This is a genomic window from Curtobacterium sp. MCPF17_050 (genome assembly GCF_003224435.2).
GTDB lineage: Bacteria > Actinomycetota > Actinomycetes > Actinomycetales > Microbacteriaceae > Curtobacterium.
On sequence record NZ_CP126250.1, the window covers coordinates 717,422 to 743,900 of the forward strand.

Consider the following 26,479-nt stretch of genomic DNA (forward strand, 5'->3'; position numbering starts at 1 on the left):
GGGAGACGAGGACGGGCCGCCCGCGCGCAGCCGAGGGGACGGCGAGCGGACGGGCGGCCCGGGTGGTCACCGACGCTGGGTCGGGGTGGAGCCGGTCATCGGACCAGTGAACGAGCCTGCCTCGGCAGCGGCGAGACCGGCGTCGGTCTCGAGCTGTGCCTGCGCGGACATGTCCGCCTGCTCCTGCAGGGCCGAGCGCTGCCGCAGCGGCGGCACCTTGAAGAACCAGGTGAGCACGAACGCGAGCAGGATCACACCGAGTCCGACCCAGTAGATCGCGACGGACGAGGCGTTGAAGCCGGCCATGAACGGGCGGGTCAGGCGGGCGTCGGCGCCGGTCAGGAACGAGGTGTCGTTGGTGGCCGATGCGCTCGAGTCGTCGTGCGCGCCCTTCTCGATCTGCTTCGCGAGGTCGGGGACGACCTGGTCGACCCAGTAGGTGCGCTGTCCGGCGTCCTCCCAGTCGACCGCGAGCTTGCCGTCCACGACGCTGGCGTGCGCCTGGTCGGCTGCCGTCGCGAGCGCGGTGGCCTCGGCCTGCGGGGTGGCGTCGGAGACCTGCTGTGCGATGACGGTCTCGGCGGCCGCCGCGGGGAGCGTGCCGGCGGCGACCTGCGCCTGGACGGCGGTGGTGACCTGCTCGGTGACGGCCTGGTCGGCGGCCTGCTTCGCGGCGGTGGTGGCGCGCGCCAGGCCCGAGCCGATGCTGTCCTGGACCGGGTCGACGATCGGGTTCCAGATCTGGTCCATGACGCCCTGGTTCGCCTTCGCGCTGGCGACCCGCGGGTCGAGTGCGGCGTCGAGTGCGGACGTCAGGTCGGCCTTGTCGGCCGTCGCGTGGACGATGTTCGTCGGCATCACCGAGAACAGGATCGACAGGAGCACGGCGGTGCCGAGCGTGCCGCCGATCTGGCGGAAGAAGGTCGCCGAGCTGGTGGCGACGCCCATGTCCCGCGCCTCGACCGATCCCTGCGACGCGAGCGTCAGGGACTGCATGACCGAACCGAGTCCGAGCCCGATGAGGAACATGCCGATCATCAGGAACCAGAGCGGCTTGTCGATCGTCATGAAGGTCAGGACGACGTACCCGGCGGAGACGAGCGCGGTGCCGATCACCGGGAAGACCCGGTACCGACCGACGCGGGCGACGATCTGACCGGAGACGATCGAGGCGATCATGAGGCCGCCGACGAGGGGGAGCGTGGCGAACCCGGACTCGGTCGGGGTGAGGCCGACGACGATCTGCAGGTAGAGCGGGATGGTCAGCATCGCGCCGAACATCGCGAACCCGACGAGGAAACCGATGACGGTCGCCATCGAGAACGTCCCCGAGCGGAAGAGCTTCAGCGGGATGATCGCCGCGTCGCCCATCTTCGACTCGATGAGCAGCAGTGCGACGAGGCCGACCGCGCCGATGACGTAGCAGGCGATCGCGGCCGCCGACCCCCAGCCCCAGGTGCGGCCCTGTTCGGCGACGAGGAGCAGCGGGACGAGGGTGACGATGACCGCGGTCGCGCCCCACCAGTCCACGACCGGCTTGTCCTTCGTGTCGTGCACCTTCGGCAGGTGCAGGAAGACGATCACCATGACGAGCGCGGCGATGCCGATCGGCACGTTGATGAGGAGCACCCAGCGCCAGCCGGTGATGAAGAGGATCTCGGACGCGCCGGCGAGCAGACCGCCGATGAGCGGGCCGATGACCGAGGAGATGCCGAACACGGCGAGGAAGTAGCCCTGGTACTTGGCGCGCTCACGCGGGGCGAGGATGTCGCCCATGATCGCCAGCGGCAGGGACATGAGTGCACCGGCACCGATGCCCTGCACGGCGCGGAAGGCCGCGAGCATGAGCATCGAGGTGGACATCGACGAGAGCACGGCGCCGAGGATGAACACCACGATGCCGAAGATGTAGAGCGGACGACGGCCGAAGACGTCCGAGAGCTTGCCGTAGATCGGCGTCGCGATCGTCGACGTGATGAGGTACGCCGTCGTGACCCAGGCCTGCTGGTCGAGCCCGTGCAGGTCGTCACCGATCGTGCGGATCGCGGTGCCGAAGACGGTCTGTCCGAGCGAGGACAGGAACATGCCCGCCATGAGGCCGTAGATGACGAGCAGGATCTGACGGTGGGTCATCAGGGGTTGCTGGCCGGGCGCGCCAGCGGTCGTGGCGTGCCTGTCCTGCACCGAGGTCGCTGCGGTGGCTGTTGACAATGGGGGTCCTTCTTCATCGATGTGCCCGGGCGGCGGACGCGTCGTCGGGCGGTGGCGAGGTCGGGCGGAGGCCGGGATCCGGACGGATCGCGAGGGCTGCTGCGCGCCGTGAAACCTTGCAGACGATGCAAAGTTACACCCGATAGTTCCATGACGCAACCATCTCCCCGGACCTTCCGGACCTCGCGGACCTCGCGGACCTTGCGGACGGTGCGGACGGTGCGGACGTCTGCTCAGGAGAGGTCGCGCAGCGCCCGGTCGACCGCGTCCTCCGGGCGACCGTCGTCCTGCTCGGCCCACCACCGGAGTGCCGCCGTCGCCGCCCCGATCACGACCGCTGCGGTGACCGCGGGCGCGAGCCCGTCTGCCCGGACCCCGTCGTGCTCGGCCACGAAGCGGACCAGGTGCTCCTCGGTGCCTCCGGGGAACCGGGGGGCCTCGCGGGCGAGGGTCGGGTTCACCCGGATCACCCGGAGTCGGTGCCGGGTCGTCTCGACCACGGCGTCGGGGAACGTGGCGGCCGTACGGTAGGCGGCGCGGAGGCCGGCGCGCGCGGGTTCGTCAGCGGGGCGGGCGTCCAGGGCTGCGGTGAGGCGCTCGGCGAACTCGTCGAGGCCACCCCAGACGAGCGACGCCTTCGTCGGGAAGAGCCGGAAGAGCGAGCGCCGGCTGACCCCGGCAGCGGCGGCGACCTCGTCCATCGAGACGAGGTCGTACCCGCGCTCGTCGAACAGGCGGAGCGCGACGAGCGACACCCGGTCCGGGTCGATCGTGCGGGGTCGCCCGGTCGGCCGATCTGCCATGGGCCGATCCTGCCACGCGGTCGTCCGGGCGCCGGACTCTGGTGACTTCCGGCACTGAGTGCTAGAACTGTGCCGACGGGCGACCGTCGCCGGTGGGACCCGCCCGTCGGCTGCTCGACGAGGAGACACCATGACCGACCCAGCACCAGCCAGCGCGTCCGCTGCCCGTTTCGCCGGCCGGACGGTGATCGTCACCGGAGCGGGCTCCGGGATCGGCCGCGCGACCGCCCTCCGCATCGCCACCGAGGGCGGCCGGGTGATCGCCACCGACGTCGTCGCCGACCGGCTCGACGCGCTCCGCAGCGAGCTCGTCCACGGCGCCGGACTCGACGTCGAGACCGTCGTGGGTGACGTCGCAGCCACCGAGACGATCGAGGCGCTGCTCGCCGTCGCCGGCGACCGAGTCGACGCGCTCGCGAACGTCGCCGGGATCATGGACGCGTTCCTGCCGCCGGACGAGGTCGACGACGCCACGTGGGAGCGGGTGTTCAGCGTCAACGTCACCGGGCCGATGCGGCTCACCCGTGCCGTGCTCCCGCTCATGATCGCCGCGGGCCGTGGGTCCGTCGTCAACGTGGCCTCCGAGGCGGCGCTCAAGGCATCCGCCGCGGGAGCCGCGTACACGTCGTCCAAGCACGCCATCGCCGGCTACACCAAGAGCGTCGCCTTCTTCCACGGGCCGCAGGGCATCCGCGCGAACGCGGTCGCGCCGGGTGCGGTCGCGACGAACATCGAGGCCCCGATGCGGAGCGAGTACGCCGCCCGTCGGGTCGGCCCGATCATGCAGACCACGATCCCGCCGGTGGCGCAGCCGGAGCAGCTCGCGGCCGCCATCACCTGGCTGCTCAGCGACGACTCCGCGAACGTCAACGGGGCGGTCCTGCCGAGTGACGGCGGTTGGTCGGTCGTCTGAACCGGCCGCACGACGGACGGGAGGCCCGTGGCGGCGCCGCCACGGGCCTCCCGTCCGTCCCGTCCGCCCCGCGCCGTCTGGGGTGCGGTCCGAAAACGGGATACCGTTCCTCCTATGAGCACCGAGACGAACACCCCCACCGAAGCCGTCGACGAGGAGCCCGTGATCACCTTCGCCGACCTCGGGCTCAGCGATGCCGTCCTCAAGGCCGTCAAGGAGATCGGGTACGAGACCCCCTCCGCCATCCAGGCCGCCACCATCCCCACCCTGCTCGAGGGCCGCGACGTCGTCGGCCTCGCCCAGACCGGCACCGGCAAGACCGCCGCCTTCGCGCTCCCCGTGCTCTCCCGCATGGAGTCCGGCGCCAAGCTGCCGCAGGCACTCGTGCTGTCCCCGACCCGTGAGCTCGCGCTCCAGGTCTGCGAGGCGTTCGAGCAGTACGCGTCGCACATGAAGAACGTCCACGTCCTGCCCGTCTACGGCGGCCAGGCGTACGGCGTACAGCTGTCCGCCCTGCGTCGCGGGGTCGACGTCGTCGTGGGCACGCCGGGTCGCATCATGGACCACATCGCCAAGGGCACCCTCGACCTGTCCGAGCTGAAGTACCTCGTGCTCGACGAGGCCGACGAGATGCTCAAGATGGGCTTCGCCGAGGACGTCGAGACGATCCTCGCCGAGACGCCGGACACCAAGCAGGTCGCGCTGTTCTCCGCGACGATGCCCGCGCAGATCCGCCGCATCTCCAAGCAGTACCTCAACGACCCGGCCGAGATCACGGTCAAGGCGAAGACGACCACCTCGGCGAACACCACGCAGCGGTACCTCATCGTCTCGTACCCGCAGAAGGTCGACGCCCTCACGCGCATCCTCGAGGTCGAGGACTTCGAGGGCATGATCATCTTCGTCCGCACGAAGAGCGAGACCGAGACCCTGGCCGAGAAGCTCCGCGCCCGCGGGTACGCCGCCGCCGCCATCAGCGGGGACGTCGCCCAGGCCCAGCGTGAGCGCACGGTCAACCAGCTGAAGTCCGGCAAGCTCGACATCCTCGTCGCGACCGACGTCGCCGCCCGCGGACTCGACGTCGACCGCATCACGCACGTGGTGAACTTCGACATCCCGGTGGACACCGAGTCCTACGTGCACCGCATCGGCCGCACCGGTCGCGCGGGTCGATCGGGTGCCGCGATCAGCTTCGTCACCCCGCGCGAGCGCCGGCTGCTCTCGGCGATCGAGAAGGCCACCCGGCAGCCGCTCACGCAGATGCAGTTGCCGAGCGTCGAGGACGTCAACTCGACCCGCCTCACCCGCTTCGACGACGCGATCACCGCGGCCCTCGAGCAGCAGTCCCGGATCACCGCGTTCCGCGACATCATCGGGCACTACGTCGAGCACCACGACGTCCCCGAGTCGGACGTCGCCGCGGCGCTGGCGGTCGTCGCGCAGGGCGACACCCCGCTCCTCCTCGACCCGGCCGACGACCGCGTCCGCCAGCAGGCCGAGCGCGACGAGCGCCGCAGCCGTGACGACCGTCCCGCCCGGGACGGCGACCGTGAGCGCGACGGCGGCGACCGCCGACGTCGCTCGGTCCCCATGACGGCCTACCGCATCGAGGTCGGCCGCCGCCACCGGGTCGAGCCCCGGCAGATCGTCGGCGCCCTCGCCAACGAGGGCGGCCTCCGCCGCGACGACTTCGGTGCGATCCAGATCCGCCCGGACTTCTCCGTCGTCGAGCTGCCGTCGGACATGGGCTCGGACGTCCTCGACCGACTGCGCGACACCCGGATCAGCGGGAAGCTCATCGAGATCCAGCCGGACCGTCGCGGCCCGATCCGCCGAGACAGCGGTCCGCGCCGTGACGGCGGGCGCTACGGCGACCGGGACGACCGCGGTGGTCGCGACGACCGCGGGTACGGCGACGACCGCGAGGCGCGCAAGCCGCGTCACACGCGCGACTGACACGACCGGCCGCGCACGCGACCGACCACTGACGGGAGGCCCGGTACCACTGGTACCGGGCCTCCCGTCGTTCCTGTGCACACCCTGGTGTGCCTGCGGCGCGGTTCGGTACTGTGGACCCCGTCAGAGCCTCCGGGGGATCTTCTGCGCGGGGGTGCAGGTACGAAGAGAAGAGGGGTTCACCATGTCGCGTGTGCTTTCGACCGAGCAGGCGAAGACCGCCATCCGTCAGATCCAGTCCATCGTGAACGGTGGGTTCACGGACCAGATCTCGCAGCTCGATGCGCAGGGGCGCATCCTGTCCGACTCGAACGTGTGGGACGGGCCGTTGGCTGCGAACTTCCGTGGTTCGACGTGGCCGGAGACCAAGGCTGCGCTGGACAAGGCGAAGACGGAGCTCGAGCAGCTCCGCACGCAGCTCGACAAGATCTCGCAGGACATCTTCACCGCGGGTGGCGGCGCGTAACACCGCCCGACAGCGCCCGGGTCGTCGACTGGTTCGACGGCCCGGGCGTCGTCGTACCGGGCCGGCCGTCCCCAGATCGGGGCGTGGTGCTGACACTGGTCGCCCGCCTGCGGTAGACAGGACAGCACGCCGACGTCGCCAGGGGTGACGTCGAGCGCAGGGGAGCGACCGGCGGGACCCGGGACCGTCGCCGACCCCGATGGCACCCCCGTGCGCGGCAACCGCGTGCACGGGTCTTCGGGATCAGGAGGGGACACCGTGCACAGCACCCACGGTTCACCGGAGGCACGTCGATGACGGCGGTCGAGGTCGGGCGTCAGGACCGGCGTCGGCTCGAGGTCGGCACCCCGCGCCGTCGGCTCCTCGCCGTGCGGACGGTCGCCGTGCTCGCGGCCGTCTCCGGCATCAACTACATCGCGTGGCGGTGGGTGGCCTCGGTGAACTGGCACTCGTGGTGGATCGCCGTGCCGCTCATCCTCGCCGAGACGTACAGCGTCATCGACTCGGTCCTCTTCGCGTTCGGCGCGTGGAAGCTCCGGGAGCGCGGTGAGCCGCCGACCCCGCCGAGCGACCCGGTCACCGTCGACGTCTTCATCACGACGTACAACGAGCCGATCGACCTCGTCATGCGCACCGCCCGTGCCGCGAAGGCGATCCGGCACCCGCACGAGACGTGGATCCTCGACGACGGCAACCGTCCGGAGATGCGGGCTGCGGCAGAGGCCGAGGGCCTCGGGGTCATCACGCGCGGCAAGGACTGGGTGGACCGGCCGCGCCACGCGAAGGCCGGCAACCTCAACAACGCGCTGCTCGCCACGCAGGGCGAGTTCCTGCTCATCCTCGACGCCGACCAGGTGCCGGACCCCGCCATCCTCGACCGGACGCTGGGGTACTTCAAGGACGAGCGGATGGCACTCGTGCAGACCCCGCAGTGGTTCGAGAACGTGCCGGACTCGGACCCGCTCGGCAGCCAGGCGCCCCTGTTCTACGGGCCGATCCAGCAGTCGAAGGACGGCTGGAACGCCGCGTTCTTCTGCGGGTCGAACGCGATCCTGCGCCGCGAGGCCCTCATGCAGCTCGGCATCACGCGGTACGTCCGTGAGGTCGAGACGAGCGTGCAGCGCACCGTCAAGACGGCGAAGAAGCTCCTCGCCCGCGCGCGCGAGAACGAGACCGACCCGCGCGTGCTCGCCGCCCTCGACGACGCCGAGGTCGTGGTGGAGCAGGCACGCGCCGACATCGCCACGGGCGAGCCGCTCGGCGACGTCACCTACCGGTTCCAGCGCGGCATCGACGCGATCGCCTTCCGGTTCGCCGCGGCGGACCTCGAGGCGGTCCGTGCCGAGCTGCAGGAGCTCGCCGCGATGTCGACCGACGCCAACACCTTCGCGGGGCTCGACGACGCCGCACTCGACGTCCTCGGGCAGCGCGACGCGTCGCCGGTCGCCGCGATCGAGGCGATCGCCGTGCTGACCCGCGCGCTCGACGTCAACCGCGACGACGAGGCGCAGCCGATCATGCCGCTGGCGACGATCTCGGTGACCGAGGACATGGCGACCGCCATGCGCCTGCACGGTCTCGGCTGGAAGTCGGCGTACCACGACGAGATCCTCGCGAAGGGCCTCGCGCCCGAGGACCTCCAGACCATGCTCGTGCAGCGCCTCCGCTGGGCACAGGGCACCATGCAGGTGTTCTTCCGCGAGAACCCGCTCGTGCAGAAGGGCCTGTCGTTCGGCCAGCGCCTGATGTACTTCTCCACGATGTGGAGCTACCTGTCGGGCTTCGCCGCGGTCGTCTACATCGCCGCACCGGTCCTCTGCCTGTCGTTCGGCGTGGTGCCCGTGCAGGCGTACAGCGTGGACTTCTTCGTCCGGCTGATCCCGTTCCTGGTGCTCAACCAACTGCTGTTCTGGGTGGTGGCCGCCGGCAGACCGACGTGGCGCGGGCAGCAGTACTCGCTCGCGCTCTTCCCGGTCTGGATCGAGTCGGTGACGAGCGCGTTCGAGAACGTGTTCCGCGGCAAGCCCCTCGGGTTCCGCGTGACGCCGAAGGTGCGCGACGAGTCCGAGGCGCGGCCCCGGTGGGACCTGGTCAGGCCGCAGCTCATCGCGATGGGGGCCCTGGTCGCCGCGCTCGTGATGATCGCGATCCGCTACCTGGCCGGGCAGGCCGAGGGCATCGCGCCGCTCGTCAACACCGCCTGGGTCGTGTTCGACCTGTTCATCTTCGGCATCGTCATCCGGGCCGTGCGCTACCGCGGGCCCGAGGCCGAGATGCCCCTGGCCCATGAGTCGACCACCGTCGGAGGACCCCTGTGAACGTAGACGCCAGCATCGACGTCCCGGCGGTCCCGGCGTCGCTCGACACCGTGCAGGACACGTTCGGGTCGTGGTGGGAGGGCCTGGGGGTCGACGACGTCTCGCTGCGGTTCCGGTTCGAGACCGCGATCGTCGAGATCGCCGCCAACGTGATCGAGCACACCCGCCGGTCCGACGTCGGTCAGGGCCGACGGTTCCTGCTCGACCTCGGCACCGACGGCGACGACCTGGTCGCGGTCCTGTCCGACAACGGCATGCCGGTCGACATCGACCTCGGCGAGGTCACCATGGCGGACCCCGAGGACGAGGGGGGCCGGGGGCTCGCCCTGGCCATCGCCGCCCTCGACCGCCTCGAGCACACCCACCAGGGCGGCCGCAACGTCTGGACGCTGGTGTGCGCTTGCTGAGGCAGAACGCGGCGAAGGCGGTCGCGCTCCTGGTCACGATCGGCGTGCTCGTGCTCGGGGGAGCACTGCCCGCTGACGCCGTCACGTCCGGCGTCCGCGAACCCGCGAGCGGGAAGACCTGGTTCGGACCGGACCTCGACTGGGGTTCGGACTCACCGGACGGCTACGAGGGACGACTCGACGCGACGCCGTCCATGTACGGCGTCGAGGTCGCGTACCCGATCGACCGGTCGGCCGAGCGGGAGCTGCTGCGCGCGACCCGTGCCGCTGCGGCGCAGGGTGCCGTGCTCGTGGTGAGCCTCGAGCCGGACCGTGCGCTCCGGACGCTCACGAAGGCCGACGCCCGCCGGGCGAACACGCTCCTCCAGGAGATCCACCGGCAGTACGACACGCAGCTGCTCGTCCGCTTCGCCCCGCAGATGAACGGCACGTGGCTGCGCTGGGGGCAGCAGCCGACGCAGTTCATCCGGGCCTTCCGGGCGCTCGCGTCGCAGGTGCACGCAGGGAACTCGGACGCCCGCATGGTGTGGCAGCCGTCCTACGGCGCCGGGTACCCGTTCGGCTCGTCCGCCGGCCGGTTGGCCGACCTGTCGGCGACGGACACGGAGAAGCTCGACACCAACGGCGACGGGCAGCTGACCGAGGCCGACGACCCGTACCTGCCCTACTGGCCGGGCGAGGCGTCGGTCGACTGGGTCGGCCTGTCGATGTTCTACTTCGGCAAGGGAGCGGCGACGGAGGCCGCCGGGCGTGACGTCCCGCTGACGCGGAACGACGTGCCGGAGTCCGACGAGGTGGCACAGCGCTTCGCCGAGACCTGGGGCTACCAGCGGGCCCAACCGGAGACGTTCACGGAGCGCTTCGCCGCGGGCCGGGACCTCCCGATGCTCCTCGACACCGGTGCGCTCTACGACCACTCGCTCGGAGGGGACGCCGAACTGCTCGTGAAGCAGGGGTGGTGGCGGCAGGTCATCGACGCCGTCCGCGACCACCCGGAGATCCGCGGTGTGACCTACATCGACGCGATCCGGCGTGAGCCCGAAGCGGGCAACCGGCCCGCGGACTGGCGGTTCGCCAAGGCGCCCGGGGTCGCCGGGTCGTTCCGCACCGACCTGCAGGAGTCCGACCGCTTCGTCTTCGGTCCGGTCACCGAGCGGGTCACCCCGCAGCAGGGCGCCGAGGCCACGAACCAGCAGCTCGACACCGGCGGCGACCAGATGGCCTGGATCGTCTGGTTGGCGGCGGGCCTCGCGGTCGTGTTCGTGCTGAGCGGGCTGTTCGGGCGGCTCGTGCCGAGCTGGCGCTACCCGGACGACGGCAAGCCCGGACGTGATCTCCGACTCGACCTGTTCCGCGGGTTCATCATCCTCGCGGTGGTGATCACGCACATCGAGGTGTCCGGCCCGTACTCGTACCTGACGCTGCACGCGGTCGGCGCCATCACCGGTGCCGAGATGTTCGTGTTCCTGTCCGGCATGGTCCTCGGCATGGTCTACCCGCTCGGCGTCGCCAAGTTCGGCGAGTGGGCTTCGGCGATCGGGGCCTTCAAACGGGCGCGCAAGCAGTACGTCGTGACGCTCGTCGTCATCCTCGTCGTCTTCGCGCTGAGCTTCATCCCGTTCCTGAACACGGACGCGATCACGACCTTCACCGACCGTGGGACCGGCACGGACGGCGTGCGGGCCGAGGGGCGCGTCTACGACCTGTACCCGAACGCGATGCAGCTGCTCGCCTACCCGCCGCCCTGGTACGCGATCCGACAGTTCCTGCTGCTCGAGATGGGCCCCTGGCCGTTCAACATCATGGGCCTGTTCGTGGTGCTGAGCCTGTTCATCCCGGTGTTCATGTGGATCATCCGCCGCGGGTTCTGGTGGGCGCTGCTCATCGCGAGCTGGGCGCTCTACGTGTTCCAGGTGCTCAACCCGGAGTTCAAGCCGGTCAACGCCCAGTTCGACGCGGTGTTCCCGCTGTTCATCTGGCAGGTGGTCTTCACGCACGGCCTCGTGCTCGGCTACCACCGACGGCAGATCACGCGCGCCCTGACCGGCCGCGTCGGCAAGGTGCTCGTCGGCGTGCTGGTGTGCGGGTACGCGGCGTTCCTGGTCTACGTCTGGGCGGGTGACCGGTTCGACTTCACGCCGGTGCCGTTCCCGGCGGACATGTACCGCGAGTTGTACAACACGGCGTACCAGCGTGTGGACCTGCAGTGGGGTCGTCTCGTCGACATCGCGTTCTTCGCGATCGTGTCGTACGCGATCCTCACGGTGTTCTGGAAGCCGGTGAACGCCGTGATCGGCTGGCTCTGGATCCCGCTCGGTCAGGCCAGCCTGTACGTGTTCGTGTGGCAGGTGTTCTTCGCGCTCGTGATCGCGTCGATCCCGGTCGACTACGGCAACGTCTGGATCGGGACGATCACCCACACGGTGCTCATCCTGCTCGTCTGGTACATGGTGCGGAAGAAGTTCCTGTTCTCGGTCATCCCGCGCTGACGCGCGGCGCGCGACGGGCTACAGGCAGACGGGAGGCCCGGTACCAGCTGGTACCGGGCCTCCCGTCTGCCTGTCAGGCCGTCCGGCCGTCAGCGCGACGCGATCGGCGTCGGGTCCACCGGGTCCGGCGGCACCGGCAGGGAGCCGCGGATCTGGTTCTGTGCCTGGCAGTCGCTCGTGCAGTTCGTCGCACCCGCGCTCAGCTCGACGGCGTCCTCGCCGAGCACCCCGCCCATGCGTCCACCCGGCTGCACGGTCCAGGTCGTGGTCGTGGCCGTCTGCGAGGTCTTCGTCGCGACCTGCGGGCTGTCCTTGCCGAGGAGCATCTGGTGCGCGCCGCTGCCCGAGGCCACCGCCGCGGTGCCGTCGCCGAAGTTGACCTTGCCCGTGTACGGGTTGACGAAGTAGAACAGGCCCGCGCCGAGCGTGTGCGTGAACTCGACCGGTCCGGCGAACTCCGTCTCCATCTGGAAGATCCCGCCCTGGGCGCCGTCCTTGGCCTGGATCTTGTACTTGCCGGCTGCGGTGCTGAAGATCGCGACCAGGGTGTCGTCCCGCACCTCGAGGGACGACAGCCGCGTGCCGGCGAGCTGGGCGGGCGTCAGCGTCGGGACCTTCGACGCGAACACGACGGTCGGCTTCGTCACCATCCGCTGCGTGTCCGGTGCGCCGGTGAGCGTGTAGTCGTGGACGCCGAGGTCGGCGACCCGGATGTCGAAGCCGTTGTGCTTGCCGCGCACGGCGATCGTGCCGGACACCGCGGTGTCGCGGAGCTTGAAGTCCTTGCCGACCGCGGGGTTCGTCGTGGTGCCGTTCACGGTGACGGCGTAGTCCCCGCCGGTCGAGGTCTTGCCGGACGCCTGCGCCGGGGTGACCCCGACGAGGGCGACTGCGGCGACCGCGGCGGCGACGACGGTGGCGGCGATGCCGACCGTGCGGCGACCCGCGGTGCGGCCGCGGTGGGTGGTCGTGGTGTCCATGGTGTGCCTCCTGTGCTCGGGGCGGTTCGTCCCCTCGGCACGATCGTCGCCGCTGCAGCGGGACGGCACCATCGGACCTTGGTACTAGTACCCGCCTGCCGGACGACGTCGGCGTGGGGTCACCAGCCGTGGTCCCGGGCCCAGAGCGCGGCGCTCGTCCGGTCGGCGACACCGATGCGGCGGAACACGCTGCCGACGTGCACCTTCACGGTCCGTTCGGCGATCCCGAGCTCAGTGGCGATCTGCCGGTTCGACAGGCCACGGGCCAGACGGACCAGCACGTCACGCTCCCGCGGCGGCAGGTCGGGCGCGTCCCGGTCCGCCGCACCACGGAACGGACCACCGGCATCGTGTCGGTCCGGACCGTCGGCGCGGCCGCCCACCGGACCGCCGCCGTCGGATCGGACCGCGCCGCCGGTGCCCGCCGGGACACCGCTGCCGGTCCCGGCACCGGCGGGGCCGTCGGAATCCGCGTGCCGGTCGGCCCCGCGGGGCAGGAGGCTCCGGGCCACCCGCGGGTCGATCGGCACCTCGTCCCGCGCCGTCGCCTGCACCGCCCGGACCACGTCGTCGGGGTCGGCGTCCTTGAGCAGGTAGCCGGTCGCGCCGGCCGCCAGCGCGGCGCGGACCCGGGCGTCGTCGGCGAACGTCGTGAGCACGAGCACCCGGGCCGTGGGGACGCGCACCCGCAGCGCGGCCGTGGCGGCGACCCCGCCCGCGCCCGGCATCGACAGGTCCATCACCACGACGTCCGGCTGCAGGGTCTCCGCCAGGTCGACCGCGGCCTCGCCCGTGGCGGCCTCACCGACCACCGTGCAGTCCGCCGTCGTGTCGAGCACCGCCCGCAGGCCGTTGCGGACGAGCGCGTGGTCGTCGACGAGCAGCACCCTCACCACCGGTCGGCCTCCGCCGGCAGGCTGAGCTCCCACGTGGTGCCGCCACCCGGCGCGGTCCGCAGGTGCAGCGACCCGCCGGAGTCCTCGGCCACCTGCCGGAGCAGCGTCGTGCCGAGGTGTCCCTCCCGCCGCGCGCTGAGGACCGTCACCGGGTCGAAGCCCGTCCCGTCGTCGGACACGCGGACCGACAGGTCGCCGTCCCGCCGTCGGACGACGACCTCGACCCGCGAGGCCCCGGCGTGCCGCACCGTGTTGGCCACTGCCTCCCGCACGAACCGCACCACCGCGGTCAGGGCGGCCGGTGGGGCGTCCACCCGGTCCGGCACGTCGAGGACGGTGGCGATGCCGGAGGCGTGAGCGCGCGCGGTGGCGTCGGCGAGCGCGGCACCGAGCCCGTCCCGGTCGGGGGCTGCCGGCTGCACCGCCGACATCAGCGAGCGCAGGGCGGACACCGCTCCGCGGAGGGTCGACGCGGCGGCGTCGAGCGCCGTGGCGGTCGGACCCGTCGCTCCCCGCGCGACCGCGCCGAGCGAGAACGCGAGCCCGGCGACGTCCTGGACCGGTCCGTCGTGCAGGTCCGCGGCGATGCGTCGGCGCTCGGCGGTCTCGGCGTCGAGCGCGCGGACGAGCAGCCGTTCGCGGTCCCGCTGGCCCGAGCGCAGGCGGAGCAGCAGCCACAGGAGCACCGGCAGGAGCAGCCCGATCACGACGGCGACCGTGCCGAACGCGAGTGCCGCGAACGCCGAACGGAGCGACGCGGAACTCGCCAGCACGTCGTCGTACGGGTAGTAGACCTCGAGCAGCAGCGGGTCGCCGGAGGGGACGTGGACCGCCTGGTACGCCTCGAGGAGCGGCCCCTGTCCCCGCTCGTAGCGGTTCTCGGGTGCGCTCAGGTCGGACACCTCGGCGTCGGACCGGTCCTCGGCGAGTGCTTCGAGGTCCTCGTCGGACAGCGTGAACCGTTCACCCGTGAGCCGGGGTTCGTCCGACCAGAGCACGGTCCCGTCCGGTGCCCAGAGCTTGACGCGGACGGCGGCGCTCGCCGCGGTCGCACGGCGCACGGCCCGGTCGAGGGCCTCCACCGCGTCCCGGTGTGCGGTGGTGTCGGCCTGCGGGTCGACGATCGCGTCGCGGAGCGCGGGTTCGACGACGGACCGCGCGACGGCCGCGGTGTCGCGGGTGGCGTCCTCGACGGCGAAGCGTTCCGCTGTCCGCTGCGAGACGAGCGTCCCGGCAGCGGCGACCGCGGCACCGCCGAGCACCGCCGCGAGCACGACGCCCACCAGGACCCGACGCCACGGGGTCGCGCGGACCGGGCGTCGCCGCGGGTCAGGGGGCACGACGACCACGGCCCTCGGTGCGCGCTCGGCGTGACCGTCGGGCGCTGGCTCCGTCGTCCGTGGTCCGCGCACCCGGTCACCGTAACCGCTGCGCGGTGTCCGGTACGGCTCCGGCGGGCGTCGGCGCGCGCGGCGGACGAGACCGGCTCGTCGAGACCGGCCGGAGCGGAGGAGCGTGACCCTCGTGCTCGGCGGACTCCCAGGCGCGGTGCGGTGGTCAGGGGTTGAGTGGCCTCACAGCTTCGCGCGCCCGCTCAGACGGAGGCCGGGGGTGCGGACCGGACGTCGAGGAGGACGGATGGACATCGACCGCAGGCTGTTCCTGCTCGGAGGCACGGGGGTGCTGCTGCTGGCCGGCTGCTCCACGCGCCCCGAGCGGACCGAGGTCGCCGACTGGCCGACCGACCCGCCGGAGGGACCGGCGACCATCAGCTGGTGGGCCGGGCAGGTGGCGTCGAAGGACGGTGGGGACCTCCGACGGCGACTGATCGCCGAGTTCCAGAAGGAGCACCCCGACATCCGCGTGCGGATCGTCAGCGCCCCGAGCGACACCGACACGAACCGGACGTCGCTGACGACGCAGATCGCAGCCGGGTCGCCGACGCCGGACGTGTACCTGGGCGACGTCGCCTGGCCCGGGCAGTTCGCGAAGAACAAGCTCGCGACGCCGGTGAACACGCTGGTGGGGGAGGACTTCTTCGAGCAGTTCCCCGAGGGGCTCCGGCTCGCCGCCAGTGTCGACGGCACGTACTACATGTTCCCGCTCTACATCGACGAGTCGTTCTTCCTGTACCGCAAGGACCTGCTCGACAAGCACGGCTTCCAGGTACCCGGGTCGTGGGAGGAGGTCCGCGACACCGCGGCGAAGCTCGTCGACACCGGGGACGTCTCGTACGGGTTCGCGTTCCAGGGCGACGTGTACGAGGGCCTGACCTGCAACGTCACCGAGTTCGTCGCCGACGCCGGTGGCTCGCTGCTCGACGACGGCCTCGAGAACGCGACGACGACGAGTTCCGAGACCCGGCGGGCGTTCGAGTTCATGCGCTCGCTCGTCACCTCCGGCGCGAGCCCGCGTGCGACGCTCACGTACCAGGAGCAGGACACGAACGACGCCTTCTCGGGCGGTCGTGCCGCGTTCCTCCGGAACTGGTCGTACGCGTGGGGCATCGCGAACGGCCCGGACAGCGCCGTCCAGGGCAAGGTCGGGCTCGCCGCCCGCCCGACGTTCGACGGGATGGAGGACCACCACTCGACGATCGGCGGTTGGGGGAACTACATCAACCCGCACACCCAGCAGCCTGCAGCCGCCCTCACGTTCGCCCGCTGGATGTCGAGCGAGACGGCGCAGCAGTTCCTCACCCGCGAGGGCGGGGTCCTGCCGGCCCGGTCCGCGTCGCTCGTCAGCGCCGACGCGAAGCGGCAGCAGCGCCCGACGTACGACACCGCCGCGGGCATCACGCTCGTACCGCGTCCGACCTCGACCGCCTACTACCCGAAGGTCTCGCAGGGCGTCTACCAGAACGGCAACGGCATCCTCGGCGGGCAGCGCACCGTCGACGGCGGGACGCGCGCGATGGCCGACGCCATCGGCCTCGCGCTCCGGGGAGCGGCGCTGTGAGCGCCGCGACCGGCGTCCGGACGTCGACCCGACCGGGAGGCCCGACCCGCCCCGACCCCGTCGTTCGCCGGAGCGGACGGAACCGTCTCGACCGCCTGCGTGCCCGGAGCGCCTGGGGCTTCGCCGCCCCGGCCCTCCTGGTCGTCGCGGCGGTGACGATCTTCCCGGTCGTCTACTCGATCGTCCTCAGCTTCGCGGACGTCGAGATCGGCTATGACGGCTTCGCGATCCAGGGCTTCGGGTTCGACAACTACGCGGCCCTGGTGCAGAGCGCGGACTGGTACCGGGCGCTCGGCTTCACGTTCCTGTACACGATCGTCACGGTGTTCGTGGAGCTCGTGCTCGGCATGCTCGTCGCGCTCGTGCTCGAGCGGCTCGGGGCGACCCGGGGCTGGATGCTCGCGCTCATGCTCGTCCCTTGGTCGCTCGTGACCATCGTCAACGCCCAGCTGTGGAAGTACGTCTACGACTCCACGTACGGGGTGGCGACCTGGTTCTTCGCCCTGTTCGGGGAGGCGCCGGTGATCCTCGGCGAGCCCGTCCCGGCCATCACCGGACTCATGGTGGCCGACATCTGGAAGACGACGCCGTTCGTCGCGATCATCCTGCTCGCGGGCCTGGTGCAGATCTCCGAGGACCACTACGAGGCCGCGGAGCTCGACGGCGCCAACGGCTGGCAGACGTTCTGGCGCGTGGTGTTGCCGCAGCTCGCCCCGACCCTGACGATCGCGGTGCTGTTCCGCATCCTGCAGGCGTTCGGCGTCTTCGACCTGCCCTTCGTGCTGACGAACGGCGGCCCCGGGACGAGCACCCAGTCGCTCGCGATCATGGGCTACAAGGTGCTCTTCCAGGACATCAACATCGGGCCGGGAGCGGCGATCGCGACGAGCACCGCGCTCATCGTGGCCGCCGGCTGTCTGCTCTTCCTCCGGGCCTTCCGGAACCAGGCGAAGGGAGGCGAGGCCTGATGCCCCGTCAACGGATCCGCAAGGGCTGGCGGCGGTGGGTCAACACCGTCAACGTCAGTGCCGTCGTCATCGCCGTCGTCACCGCGTTGCCGCTGTACTGGCTCGTGACGACGTCGTTCAAGCCGTCCTCCGAGATCGCGCAGTCCCCGCCGACCGCTTTCCCGATGTCGTTCACGCTCGACAACTTCGTCGTGGCGTTCCGGGACAACGCGCTCGGGCAGTACATGGTGAACAGCATCATCGTGTCGGTGTCCACGACCGTGATCGTGCTCGCGCTCGCGTTCCTGGCCGGGTACGCGCTCGCCGGCCGGTGGATCCGTGGACGCACCGCGATCATGACGTCGCTGCTCATGTTGTCGGTGTTCCCGGCGATCGCGGTGCTCACCCCGCTGTACCTGCTCGAACGGAACCTGGGACTGCTCAACTCGTACCCCGGGCTGATCGTGCCGTACGTGGCGTTCAACCTGCCGTTCGCCATCTGGATCATGCGGAACTACCTGCAGGGCATCCCGTCGACGATCGAGGAAGCCTCCGAGATCGACGGCGCCGGTGCCTGGCGAACGGTGCTCTCCGTGATCCTGCCGATGGCGAAGCCCGGGTTGTTCACCGTCGGGGTCTTCACCTTCACCGCGTCGTGGAGCGAGTTCCTCATGGCGCTCACCTTCAACAGCGAGAACTCGCTGCGGACGATCCCGGTCGGCATCGCGCTGTTCGGGACCCAGTTCACGGTGCCGTTCGCGCAGATCTTCGCGGCGAGCGTGGCGGCGACGGTGCCGATCGTCATCCTCGTGCTCGTGTTCCGCCGGTCGATCGTCTCCGGGCTCACGTCCGGCGCGGTGAAGGGCTGAGCGGCCGCACACACGACGGGAGGCCCGTGGCGATCCCACCACGGGCCTCCCGTCGTGTGCCAGCGCGACGCGCTGCCGCGTCGACGACGGTGTGTCAGCGCTGCTTCGTCGTGCCGACGAAGAGGTCGTCGAACAACCCCTGGTCGTCGGTCGGCTGCTCGCCGTGCTTCCAGCGGCGGCGCAGACGGCGGATGGTGGTGATGCGCACCGGGTCGACGCCCGGCTCGGACTCGTACATGCCCATGGTGTCCCTTCCCGTCGGACATGACCCCCTTGCGAGGGGTCCTGATCGTCACCGACGGTACGACGGTGGACGGGAGCACGTCCGGGCGAACGGGGAGGTCGCCGACCCATCCGCGCTGCGCGGACAAACCCCCCAGCGACGATCCGACCGGCCCATACCCTGCACTACGACGCGGGTGGCACCCCGTCGTCGAGCGCCCCGGCGATCAGGTCCACGATGCGGACGAGGCGTCGACGCTCGCGTTCCGAGAAGGAGGACAGGAGTTCGTGCAACTGCTCGTTGGTGCTCGCCAGCGCCGCTGCGAAGACCTCCTCGTGACCGGGTGTGAGCTCGATGAAGCGGCTCCGACCGTCCTCCGGGTTCGGCACCCGTCGCAGGACGCCCTGCCGTGCCAGCCGGTCGACGAGACCGGTCACCGCGGGGCCCGTCAGCCCCAGGTGCACGCTGAGGTCCTTCACGCGGACCGACCGTCCGGCCGTCTTCGCGCGCCACACGTACCGCACGACCAGCAGGTCCGTGCCGGTGATGCCGGTCCGGTCGCGCAGACGGTCGCGCAGCGAGATCGAGGAGTGCTCGAGCCGGGCCAGGGCGCCCATGACGTCGAGTTCACTCACGGGCTCGCCTCCTCGACGTGCAGCCGCGCGCGGGTCGGCTCCGCGCGTTCGGGCTCACCCTATCCGGACGGCGGTCTCGTCCGGTCCGGTCGGGTGACCCGGTGAGCGCGCCGACGTCCTCAGATGGTCCGGGCGACGAGCAGTCCGTCACGCCGGTCCGGTTCGAGGTCGCCGGGACCGAACCGGAGGCGGCCGTCCGCGACCTCGCCGGCGTCTACGCCGGCAAGCAGTGGTTGTCCCGCCGGACAGAGGGCGAGTACTCGTACCGCTACACGGCCGTCGGGGACTCGGAGGTGTCGATGCGCCGGTCGACCATGAACGGCTTCCTCCGCGGCGCCTCCACCCCGGGCAACGAGCTGGTGATGGGGTGGCTCACGTCGGGCTCCGGCGTCCCCGACACCCTGCGCGACCGCGTCCCGCTCCGCATCGGGCAGCCGACGCTGTTCGCCGCGCACCGCGAGGTCGTGTTCGTGGCCGCCGACTACGACCAGCAGCTCGTGCACCTGGATCGTCGGTTCGTCCGCGAGGTCGCCTCGGAACGGTTCGACGTGGGCACCCGCGACCTGCGGTTCGACCACCTGCGACCGACCGAGAGCGCGGCCGTCCGGCACTGGCGCGACTCCCTCGGCGCGCTCTCCCGCGCGCTGCGCGAGGGCGGGACCGACTCGCTCGTGTGGCACGAGGCGAAGCGGCAGACGGCCGACGCCTTCCTCCGGGTCGTCCCGCCGCAGCTCGACCGCCTCCCCGCCGAGCTGCTGCACCCGCGGCAGGCGAAGCTCCGGGCCGCCGTCGAGTACGTCCACGCCCACCCCGAGGACCCGATCACCATCGCGGAGCTGGCGCGGGTCGCGGGGTTAAGCGTGCGCAGCGTGCAGGAGTCCTTCCGCCGGACCCTCGGTGTCTCGCCCCTGACCTACCTGCGGCAGGTACGGCTCGACCGCGTGCACGACGAACTGCTCGCCCGCGACCCGCGGACGGCCTCGGTCGGTGAGGTCGCGACCCGGTGGGGCTTCGCGCACCTCGGACGCTTCTCCGCGGCCTACGCGGAGCGGTTCGGCGAGTACCCCAAGCAGACGCTCCGACGGTGACCTGCTGACCCGGAGCGGCACGGGTTCCCCGGCAGGACACCGGGACGCGCTACGGTTCCGCCATGACCGGTACGCCGACGACCGCCGCGGCCCCGCCGACCACGGCAGGACGACGGGCACTCGTGTCCTGGGCGCTCTGGGACTGGGGCTCCGCCGCCTTCAACGCCGTCGTCACGACGTTCGTCTTCAGCACCTACCTGGCGAGCCGGGCCTTCGTGGACCCGGCACTGGTCGCCGCCGAGGACTCGACCGGTGCAGCAGCCGCCGCCGTCGAGCGGGAGCTCGCCCACAACGCCGCCGTCGTCTCGACGGCGTTGACCGTGGCGGGCATCCTGGTCGCCCTCGTCGCCCCCGCCGTCGGGCGGCTGGCCGACACGTCCGGGCACCGCAGGCGGTCGGTGCTCATCGCGACGGTCGGCGTCTTCCTCTCGATCGTCGGCATGGTGTTCGTCGCCCCGGAGCAGCCGTACCTGGTGCTCGGCGCCGCGCTCATCGGCATCGGGACGGTCGCGTACGAGATCGCCTGTGTCGGGTACAACGCGATGCTCGGGCAGGTCGCCACCGGACCGAAGACCGGCCGGGTCTCCGCGATCGGCTGGGCCGCCGGGTACTTCGGCGGGATCGTGCTCCTCGTCGTCCTGCTCCTGCTCTGCATCCAGGACTTCGGCGTGGACGGCCGCGGTGGGCTCCTGCAGCTCCCGGCGACGGTCGCGGGCGGGCAGTGGGACGTGCGCGTCGCGATCGGGATCGCCGCGGTCTGGCTCGCCGTCAGCTCGGTCCCGCTCTTCCTCGCCGTTCCCGAGGCACCCGCCGACCCGAGCCGCCGCGGGTCGCTCTGGACCGCCTACGCGGACCTCGGGCGGGACGTCGCCCGGCTCTGGCGGACGCGGCGCAACGTGCTCGCGTTCCTGCTCGCGAGTGCGGTGTTCCGCGACGGCGTCGGCGCGGTGTTCACGTTCGGCGGGATCATCGCCGCCCAGGTCTTCGGCTTCAGCCCGTCCGAGGTCATCCTGTTCGCGATCGTCGCGAACGTCGTCGCGGGCATCTCGACCGTGCTCTCCGGCCGACTCGACGACCGGTTCGGGTCCCGTCCGCTCATCATGGTGTCGCTCGTGGGGCTGGCTCTGACCGGCACCGCGGTGCTCTTCGCCGGCTCCGCGCAGGTCTCGTTCTGGGTGCTCGGTCTCGCGCTCTGCGTGTTCGTCGGGCCGGTGCAGTCGTCCTCCCGGGCGTACCTGGCCAAGCTCGCGACGCCCGGTCGTGAAGGAGAGCTGTTCGGCCTCTACGCCACCACCGGCCGCGCGGCCTCGTTCATCGCGCCGGCGCTGTTCGGCCTCGCCGTGACCGTCGGCGGGTCGACCCGGTACGGGATCCTCGGGGTGGTCGTGGTGCTCGTCGCCGGGCTCGTGCTCATGGCGTTCGTGCGCGACGAGACCCGGCCCGCCAGCCGGGGCGCCGCCGCCTGACGGAGGCGGGGAGGGCCTCCCGGCCGCCGCCTGCCCGCGGGTCCTGCTGCCCTCGACGACCACCGAGACCGCCGCGCGTACCGTCCGGGTCGACGACCCACGAGGAGGAACCCCATGAAGGCAGTTGTCTGGCACGGCATCGGCGACATCCGGCTCGACGAGGTCCCGGAGCCCACGATCCAGGACCCGCACGACGCGATCGTGCACATCACCCGCTCGGCGATCTGCGGTACCGACCTGCACTTCGTCCGCGGCACCATGGCCCCGATGCAGGAGGGCACGATCCTCGGTCACGAGGCCGTCGGTGTCGTCACCAGCGTCGGTGACGCCGTCCGTGGCTTCAGCGCCGGCGACCGCGTCGTGATCAACTCGACGATCTCGTGCGGCGCGTGCCGGTACTGCCGGATGGGCCAGACCGCGCAGTGCGACGTCGCGAACCCGAACGGCCCGCAGGCGGGGACGAGCTTTTTCGGCGGCCCCGAGTCGACCGGTCCGGTGAACGGTCTGCAGGCCGAGTACGTCCGGGTCCCGTGGGCGCAGAACACCATGCACCCGCTGCCGGAGAACGTGAGCGACGAGCAGGCCATCCTGCTCTCCGACATCTTCCCGACCGGGTGGTTCGGCGCCGAGCTCGCCGGCGTCACCCGCGGCGACGTCGTCGTGGTGTTCGGCGCGGGCATCGTCGGGCAGTTCGCCGCGGCGTCCGCGTTCAAGCAGGGCGCCGGGCGCGTGATCGTCGTCGACGGCGAGGAGACCCGGCTCGCCGCCGCGCTCGCGCAGAACTGCGAGGTCGTCGACTACAACCGCGAGGACCCGGTGCAGGCGATCATGGACCTCACGAACGGGATCGGCGCCGACGCCGTCATCGACGCGGTCGGGGTCGACGCCGAGCGCCCGAAGCGGGGCCCGGCAGCGGTGTCCGACGAGCAGGCGGCCGCGTTCGACGCCGAGGTCGCCCAGGTCGCGCCCGACGCCTCCCCGGACGGGTTCGGCGAGGCGCAGCAGTGGAAGCCGGGTGACGGCCCGTCGCAGGTCGCGCAGTGGGCGGTCGCGTGCGTGGCGAAGTACGGCCGGATCGGGATCATCGGTGTGTACGGGCCGACCGCGCAGTCGTACCCGATCGGCGAGGCGATGAACAAGAACCTCACGATCCGCATGGGCAACTGCGACCACCACTCGGTCACGCCGCCGCTCATCGACATGGTCGCAGCGGGCCAGTTCGACCCGACCGCGCTCATCACCGAGCACGAGGGCATCGGTTCCGCGATCGAGGCGTACGAGGCCTTCGACCGTCGCGAGCCGGGCTGGATCAAGGTGGAGCTGTCGGACACGTCCGCCTGACGGCGGTCCACACGCACGCGCGGACCGCGCACGGCTCGGCCTGGAGGCCCGGCACCGGTCAGGCGGACCGGTGCCGGGCCTCCCGGCGCTCGCGGTGCGTCGGCGGCTCCTCCACGGACGTGCTGCGGCGCGGAGTTCCGCACAGATGCCCGCGACGGTCGGACGCCGGGGGAGCGGTGCGCCAGGATGGGACGCATGACCGACCAGCGGATCGCCGTCGTCGTCCTCGCCGCCGGGCAGGGCACGCGCATGAAGTCCTCGCTCCCCAAGGTGCTGCACCGGCTCGCCGGGCTGCCCCTCATCGCCCACGTGCTCCGGACCGCCGAGTCCCTGTCGCCCGAGCACGTCGCCGTGGTCGTGCGGCACGAGCGTGAACGCGTCGCGGCGGAGATCACCGAGCGTGCCCCCGACGCCCTCGTCGTGGACCAGGACGACGTCCCCGGGACCGGTCGGGCGGTGGAGGTCGCGGTCGACGCGCTCCCGGCCGACTTCGACGGCGTCGTCGTGGTGCTCTCCGGCGACGTCCCGCTGCTCGACGCGCAGAGCCTCCGCGGACTGGTCGAGGCGCACGCGAGCCAGTCGAACGCGGTCACCTTCGTCAGCGCCATCCAGGACGACCCGACCGGGCTCGGCCGGATCCTGCGCGACGCCTCCGGCGCCTTCACCGGTGTCGTCGAGCACAAGGACGCGACGGACGAGCAGCGCGCCGTCACCGAGACCAACGCCGGGATCTACGCGTTCGACGTCACCCACCTGCGCGCGGTGCTGCCGTCGCTGACGACGGAGAACGCACAGGGCGAGAAGTACATCACCGACGTGCCCGCGCTCATCGCCGCCCGCGGGGGACGGGTGGACGTCGTCACCCTGACCGACCCGTGGCTCGTCGCCGGGATCAACGACCGGGCACAGCTGTCGGATGCGGCCCGGGAGCTGAACGCGCGGATCGTCCGTCGGCACCAGCTCGCCGGCGTCACGGTGCAGGACCCCGCATCGACGTGGATCGACCTCGACGTGTCCATCGAGCCCGACGCCGAGCTCCTGCCCGGCACGCAGCTGCTCGGAGCGACGGCGATCGCGGCCGGCGCCGTCGTCGGACCGGGCACCACGCTCCGGGACACCGAGGTCGGAGCCGGCGCCACCGTCAACCGGGTCGACGCCACGCTCGCGGTCATCGGGGACGGCGCCTCCGTCGGGCCGTTCGCCTACCTGCGGCCGGGTACGGTCCTCGGCGACCGCGGCAAGATCGGTACCTTCGTCGAGACGAAGAACGCCGTGATCGGTCGCGGCAGCAAGGTCCCGCACCTGTCCTACATCGGCGACACCGAGGTGGGCGAGGACTCCAACATCGGCGCGGCCACCATCACGGCGAACTACGACGGCGTGCACAAGCACCGCACCGTCGTCGGGTCGGACGTCCGCACCGGGTCGCACAACGTGTTCGTCGCCCCGGTTAGGATTGGTGACGGGGCGTACACCGGTGCAGGCACGACCGTCCGCAAGGACGTGCCGGCCGGGTCGCTCGCGATCAGCTACGCCCCACAGCGCAACACCGAGGGATGGGTCGAGGAGAACCGACCCGGTACCCCGGCGGCCGAGGCAGCTCGGCGCGCGCGAGGCGAGTGACACCTTCGACGGTCCCTGCGGCCGTCAGCGGTGGGCCCCGATCGGAGCCCAGGACATCGGCCCCGGCGGGGTCAGATCGGCCCCCTCTCGGGGTCAGGGAGTGAGCACCACACGTGTCCGGAATCAAGACAACCGGCCAGAAGCGACTCGTCCTGGTGGCCGGGCGAGCGCACCCGGAACTGTCGAAGGCGATCGCGGAAGAGCTCGGTGTCGACCTCGTCCCGACCGACGCCCGGACCTTCGCCAACGGTGAGCTCTACGCCCGCTTCGACGAGTCGGTGCGCGGATGCGACGCCTTCGTCATCCAGTCGCACACGGCCCCGATCAACGAGTGGCTCATGGAGCAGCTCATCATGGTCGACGCGCTCAAGCGTGCCTCGGCCAAGCGCATCACCGTCGTGGCGCCGTTCTACCCGTACGCCCGCCAGGACAAGAAGGGCCGTGGGCGTGAGCCGATCTCGGCCCGTCTGGTCGCCGACCTGTTCAAGGCCGCGGGTGCGCACCGCATCATGAGCGTCGACCTGCACGCGCCGCAGATCCAGGGCTTCTTCGACGGTCCCGTCGACCACCTGTTCGCCATGCCCGTGCTGCTCGAGCGCTTCAAGGAGATGCTCGACCCGGAGACCCTCACCGTCGTCTCGCCGGACATGGGGCGCGTCCGCGTCGCCGACATCTGGTCCGAGAAGCTCGGGGCTCCGCTGGCGATCATCCACAAGCGCCGTGACCCGCTCGTCCCGAACCAGGTCTCCGTGCACGAGATCGTCGGTGACGTCTCCGGTCGCTGGTGCCTGCTCGTCGACGACCTCATCGACACCGGGCGCACCATCGCGAAGGCCGCCGAGGCACTCAAGGCCAACGGTGCCAAGGGCGTCGTCGTCGCCGCCACCCACGCGGTGTTCTCCGACCCGGCCACGGAGCTGCTGCAGAGCGAGTTCATCGACCGCGTCGTCGTGACCGACACCCTGCCGCTGCCACCCGAGAAGCGCTGGGACAAGCTCGAGGTGCTGCCGATCGCGCCGCTCATCGCCCGGGCCATCCACGAGGTGTTCGACGACGGCTCGGTGACGTCGATGTTCGACGGCGCCGCCTGAGCGCTCACGTCCGACGGTGGCACTGACCGCGCGGGACGCCCTCGCCGCCCGACTCCGGTCGGGCGGGAGCGTGTTCGCTGAGGACGAGGCGGACCTGCTCCTCGCGGCCGGTGACGGCGACGCGGTCCGGCTCCGCGGCCTGGTGCAGCGTCGCCTGGCGGGGGAGCCCCTCGAGTACGTCCTCGGCTGGGCGGCGTTCGACGGGCACCGCGTCCGCGTCACACCGGGCGTCTTCGTGCCACGGGCGCGGACGCGGGTCGTCGTCACGGAGGCAGCCCGACGGCTCCGACGGTACGACCGTGTCGTCGACCTGTGCTGCGGAGCGGGGGCCGTCGCGATGGCGCTGCTGGAACGCGTCGGAGCGCTCGACCTCGTCGCTGCCGACATCGACCCCGACGCCACCGAGGTGGCCGCGGAGAACCTCGGCGACCGCGGCATCGTCGTGACCGGGAACCTGTTCGACCCGCTGCCCACCCGGTTCCGCGGTGCCGTGGACGTGCTCGCCGTGAACGCCCCGTACGTCCCGACCGACGCCATCGCGATCATGCCGCCCGAAGCGCGCGACCACGAGCACCGGGTCGCACTCGACGGCGGCGCCGACGGGCTCGACCTGCACCGGCGCATCGCTGCCGGCGCTGCTGACTGGGTGCGGCGCGGCGGGTCCGTGGTCATCGAGGTGTCGGCCGAGCAGGCGCCGGTGTCCGCGGAACTGTTCCGCACCGCCGGCTTCACGACCGATGTCGTGCGGGACGACGAGGTCGACGGCACGTGCGTGGTGGCGACGCTCCCCGCCTGACCG

Annotated in this window: 22 protein-coding genes; 15 read left to right on the forward strand and 7 right to left on the reverse strand. The window is 71.5% G+C overall.

Features of this window, described 5'->3' with window-relative positions:
* Positions 1 to 66: 66 nt before the first annotated feature.
* Both DEJ34_RS03455 and DEJ34_RS03460 read right to left on the reverse strand, forming a co-directional pair.
* Positions 67 to 2,133 carry an MDR family MFS transporter gene (locus DEJ34_RS03455; protein ID WP_110911435.1) on the reverse strand — a complete coding sequence of 689 codons (2,067 nt, stop codon included), beginning with the start codon at positions 2,131 to 2,133 and terminating at the stop codon, positions 67 to 69.
* Positions 2,134 to 2,444: 311 nt separating this feature from the next.
* A complete protein-coding gene (locus tag DEJ34_RS03460; RefSeq protein WP_110911434.1) occupies positions 2,445 to 3,014 on the reverse strand; it encodes a TetR/AcrR family transcriptional regulator in 570 nt (189 codons plus the stop codon).
* A gap of 130 nt (positions 3,015 to 3,144) precedes the next feature.
* Here DEJ34_RS03460 and DEJ34_RS03465 point away from each other — a divergent pair, with 130 nt between their 5' ends.
* The 6 genes from DEJ34_RS03465 (at position 3,145) to DEJ34_RS03490 (ending at position 11,563) form a co-directional block, all read left to right on the forward strand.
* Positions 3,145 to 3,927 carry an SDR family NAD(P)-dependent oxidoreductase gene (locus DEJ34_RS03465; protein ID WP_110911433.1) on the forward strand — a complete coding sequence of 261 codons (783 nt, stop codon included), beginning with the start codon at positions 3,145 to 3,147 and terminating at the stop codon, positions 3,925 to 3,927.
* A 114-nt stretch (positions 3,928 to 4,041) separates the two neighbouring features.
* Positions 4,042 to 5,883: a DEAD/DEAH box helicase gene (locus DEJ34_RS03470; protein WP_110823591.1), complete on the forward strand. Its 1,842-nt coding sequence runs from the start codon at positions 4,042 to 4,044 to the stop codon at positions 5,881 to 5,883.
* A gap of 184 nt (positions 5,884 to 6,067) precedes the next feature.
* Positions 6,068 to 6,349, forward strand: coding sequence for a pyrophosphorylase (locus tag DEJ34_RS03475; RefSeq protein ID WP_110823592.1), 282 nt, complete (start codon positions 6,068 to 6,070; stop codon positions 6,347 to 6,349).
* 293 nt (positions 6,350 to 6,642) lie between these two features.
* Positions 6,643 to 8,667 carry a glycosyltransferase gene (locus DEJ34_RS03480; protein WP_110911432.1) on the forward strand — a complete coding sequence of 675 codons (2,025 nt, stop codon included), beginning with the start codon at positions 6,643 to 6,645 and terminating at the stop codon, positions 8,665 to 8,667.
* Positions 8,664 to 9,074, forward strand: coding sequence for an ATP-binding protein (locus DEJ34_RS03485; protein WP_110911431.1), 411 nt, complete (start codon positions 8,664 to 8,666; stop codon positions 9,072 to 9,074). Before DEJ34_RS03480 ends, DEJ34_RS03485 begins: the two co-directional genes overlap by 4 nt.
* Positions 9,068 to 11,563, forward strand: coding sequence for an OpgC family protein (locus DEJ34_RS03490; protein ID WP_146236926.1), 2,496 nt, complete (start codon positions 9,068 to 9,070; stop codon positions 11,561 to 11,563). The genes DEJ34_RS03485 and DEJ34_RS03490 overlap by 7 nt, the downstream gene beginning before the upstream one ends.
* An 89-nt stretch (positions 11,564 to 11,652) precedes the next feature.
* On the opposite strand, the gene DEJ34_RS03495 is transcribed toward DEJ34_RS03490, so the two are convergent.
* The 3 genes from DEJ34_RS03495 to DEJ34_RS03505 all read right to left on the reverse strand — a co-directional run bounded on the left by DEJ34_RS03495 (position 11,653) and on the right by DEJ34_RS03505 (position 14,851).
* Positions 11,653 to 12,543: a hypothetical protein gene (locus DEJ34_RS03495; protein ID WP_181422251.1), complete on the reverse strand. Its 891-nt coding sequence runs from the start codon at positions 12,541 to 12,543 to the stop codon at positions 11,653 to 11,655.
* Positions 12,544 to 12,662: 119 nt separating this feature from the next.
* Positions 12,663 to 13,436 (reverse strand): response regulator, encoded by a 774-nt coding sequence (locus DEJ34_RS03500; RefSeq protein WP_258368330.1) that lies wholly within the window; start codon positions 13,434 to 13,436, stop codon positions 12,663 to 12,665.
* Positions 13,433 to 14,851, reverse strand: coding sequence for a sensor histidine kinase (locus DEJ34_RS03505; RefSeq protein WP_110911428.1), 1,419 nt, complete (start codon positions 14,849 to 14,851; stop codon positions 13,433 to 13,435). The genes DEJ34_RS03500 and DEJ34_RS03505 overlap by 4 nt, the downstream gene beginning before the upstream one ends.
* 226 nt (positions 14,852 to 15,077) lie before the next feature.
* Between DEJ34_RS03505 and DEJ34_RS03510 the strand changes: the two genes are divergently transcribed.
* Genes DEJ34_RS03510 through DEJ34_RS03520 form a run of 3 tightly spaced genes read left to right on the forward strand, consistent with a single transcriptional unit; the run spans position 15,078 to position 18,213 of the window.
* On the forward strand, positions 15,078 to 16,397 hold the full coding sequence (locus DEJ34_RS03510; protein ID WP_110911427.1) for an ABC transporter substrate-binding protein: 1,320 nt from the start codon (positions 15,078 to 15,080) through the stop codon (positions 16,395 to 16,397).
* On the forward strand, positions 16,394 to 17,365 hold the full coding sequence (locus DEJ34_RS03515) for a carbohydrate ABC transporter permease (RefSeq protein ID WP_181419413.1): 972 nt from the start codon (positions 16,394 to 16,396) through the stop codon (positions 17,363 to 17,365). The genes DEJ34_RS03510 and DEJ34_RS03515 overlap by 4 nt, the downstream gene beginning before the upstream one ends.
* Positions 17,365 to 18,213, forward strand: a complete 849-nt coding sequence (locus DEJ34_RS03520) for a carbohydrate ABC transporter permease (protein ID WP_110823600.1) — start codon at positions 17,365 to 17,367, stop codon at positions 18,211 to 18,213. Before DEJ34_RS03515 ends, DEJ34_RS03520 begins: the two co-directional genes overlap by 1 nt.
* 94 nt (positions 18,214 to 18,307) lie before the next feature.
* Here the strand turns inward: DEJ34_RS03520 and DEJ34_RS03525 are convergent, their stop codons facing one another.
* Together DEJ34_RS03525 and DEJ34_RS03530 are read right to left on the reverse strand one after the other, a co-directional pair.
* Complete coding sequence (locus DEJ34_RS03525; protein WP_181419412.1) at positions 18,308 to 18,457, reverse strand: hypothetical protein; 150 nt, start codon at positions 18,455 to 18,457, stop codon at positions 18,308 to 18,310.
* A 164-nt stretch (positions 18,458 to 18,621) separates the two neighbouring features.
* Positions 18,622 to 19,071 (reverse strand): MarR family winged helix-turn-helix transcriptional regulator, encoded by a 450-nt coding sequence (locus DEJ34_RS03530; protein WP_110823601.1) that lies wholly within the window; start codon positions 19,069 to 19,071, stop codon positions 18,622 to 18,624.
* A gap of 101 nt (positions 19,072 to 19,172) precedes the next feature.
* On the opposite strand from DEJ34_RS03530, the gene DEJ34_RS03535 reads away from it, so the two are divergent.
* The 6 genes from DEJ34_RS03535 (at position 19,173) to DEJ34_RS03560 (ending at position 26,476) form a co-directional block, all read left to right on the forward strand.
* Complete coding sequence (locus tag DEJ34_RS03535) at positions 19,173 to 20,159, forward strand: helix-turn-helix transcriptional regulator (RefSeq protein WP_110911426.1); 987 nt, start codon at positions 19,173 to 19,175, stop codon at positions 20,157 to 20,159.
* Positions 20,160 to 20,221: 62 nt separating this feature from the next.
* The gene (locus DEJ34_RS03540; RefSeq protein ID WP_110890361.1) at positions 20,222 to 21,625 is read left to right on the forward strand and encodes an MFS transporter; all 1,404 of its coding nucleotides are present in this window, start codon (positions 20,222 to 20,224) and stop codon (positions 21,623 to 21,625) included.
* Positions 21,626 to 21,739: 114 nt separating this feature from the next.
* Positions 21,740 to 22,966 carry a zinc-dependent alcohol dehydrogenase gene (locus DEJ34_RS03545; protein ID WP_110823604.1) on the forward strand — a complete coding sequence of 409 codons (1,227 nt, stop codon included), beginning with the start codon at positions 21,740 to 21,742 and terminating at the stop codon, positions 22,964 to 22,966.
* A gap of 195 nt (positions 22,967 to 23,161) precedes the next feature.
* Positions 23,162 to 24,589: a bifunctional UDP-N-acetylglucosamine diphosphorylase/glucosamine-1-phosphate N-acetyltransferase GlmU gene (gene glmU, locus DEJ34_RS03550; RefSeq protein ID WP_110823605.1), complete on the forward strand. Its 1,428-nt coding sequence runs from the start codon at positions 23,162 to 23,164 to the stop codon at positions 24,587 to 24,589.
* 113 nt (positions 24,590 to 24,702) lie between these two features.
* A complete protein-coding gene (locus DEJ34_RS03555) occupies positions 24,703 to 25,680 on the forward strand; it encodes a ribose-phosphate diphosphokinase (protein WP_110823606.1) in 978 nt (325 codons plus the stop codon).
* 22 nt (positions 25,681 to 25,702) lie between these two features.
* Positions 25,703 to 26,476, forward strand: a complete 774-nt coding sequence (locus tag DEJ34_RS03560) for a putative protein N(5)-glutamine methyltransferase (RefSeq protein WP_110911469.1) — start codon at positions 25,703 to 25,705, stop codon at positions 26,474 to 26,476.
* The last annotated feature ends 3 nt before the right edge of the window (positions 26,477 to 26,479 follow it).